This window comes from Methylobacterium nigriterrae (genome assembly GCF_037106235.1).
Classification (GTDB): domain Bacteria; phylum Pseudomonadota; class Alphaproteobacteria; order Rhizobiales; family Beijerinckiaceae; genus Methylobacterium; species Methylobacterium nigriterrae.
In genome coordinates this window covers 1-1268 of the sequence record NZ_JBAWTG010000383.1, presented here as the reverse complement: position 1 = coordinate 1268, position 1268 = coordinate 1, and the positions used below count along the sequence as shown (strand labels likewise).

The 1268-nt window shown below is 66.1% G+C and carries 1 pseudogene and 1 other annotated feature; the pseudogene reads right to left on the bottom strand.

Annotated features, from left to right (window positions below):
* A pseudogene (locus WDW90_RS37265) lies at window positions 1–1218 on the bottom strand (IS3 family transposase); the annotation flags it as partial.
* Window positions 821–937: a sequence feature (AL1L pseudoknot), on the bottom strand. It overlaps the preceding pseudogene by 117 nt.
* Window positions 1219–1268: the final 50 nt, after the last annotated feature.

Here is a 1268-nt window from a genome sequence, read left to right as displayed (position 1 = left end):
GGCTTGGACCTCGGCCTGGGCATAATAGTGGGCTTCCGCCTCGGCGGGAGGGACGTTGCCGATCGGTTCGAGCAGCCGGCGATAATTGAACCAATCCACCCATTCGAGGGTGGCAAACTCCACTGCCTCGAAGTTTCGCCACGGCCCGCGCCGATGGATCACTCGGTCTTGAACAGGCCGATCACCGTCTCAGCCAGCGCGTTATCATAGCTGTCCCCGACGCTGCCGACGGAGGGTTCGATGCCCGCCTCGGCAAGGCGCTCGGTGTAGCGGATGCTCACGTACTGCGATCCGGGGTCGGAGTGACAGACGAGGCCACTGCCGGCGAAGGGCCGACGCTGATGAAGGGCCTGCTCCAGGGCATCGAGCACGAAGTCCGCACGGGCCGAGCGTGACACGCGCCAGCCCACAATCCGGCGGGCATAAGCAGCGATGACGAAGACCACGTGGACGAAGCCGGCCCATGTGGCGACGTACGTAAAATCCGAGACCCACAACGCATTCGGGCGCGGCGCCTTGAAGTTACGGTTCACCCGATCGAGTGGGCAAGCGGCAGCTGGGTTGGGCACAGTGGTGCGGACCGTCTTGCCCCGCACCACTCCCGCTAAGCCCATCGTCCGCATCAGCCGCGCCACCGTGCGAGCCGAGCCACCGAGATCTTCTCCCGGGCGAGTTGCCGCCAGACCTTCCGGACGCCGCAGACGCCGAAGTTCGCCTCGTACACGCGCCGGATCTCGACCATGAGCGCCGCGTCCCGCTTGGCCCGGACCGGCAGCTTGTCGGGTTCAGCCCGTCGTGCGGCATGCGTGTAGTAGGTCGACGGGGCGATCGGCAGAACTCTGCAGATCGGCTCGACCCCGTAGACGTCGCGGTGGTCGTTGATGAAGGCGATCATGACCGGAACCGGCGGTCGAGCTCCGCCTGAGCAAAATACGCCGAGGCCTTCCTCAGGATCTCATTGGCTTGCCGCAGCTCGCGGTTCTCTCGCTCCAGCGCCTTGATCCGCTCGCGCTCCTCCGTCGCTGGACCTGCTCGCACGCCTTGGTCGCGTTCGGCCTGGCGGACCCAGTTCCGCAGCGTCTCGCCCGAGCAACCGATCTTGGCCGCGATCGACTGGATCGCCGCCCACTGTGAGCCGTGCTGGCTCTCATGCTCCCGAACCAGCCGGACTGCCCGCTCGCGGACCTCGGGGGCAAAGGGTGGGGTATGCTTCGTCATGGCTCCAGTCTCTCAAGAGTCGGAGCCTCCGGAAAACCCGCTGCGGTTCA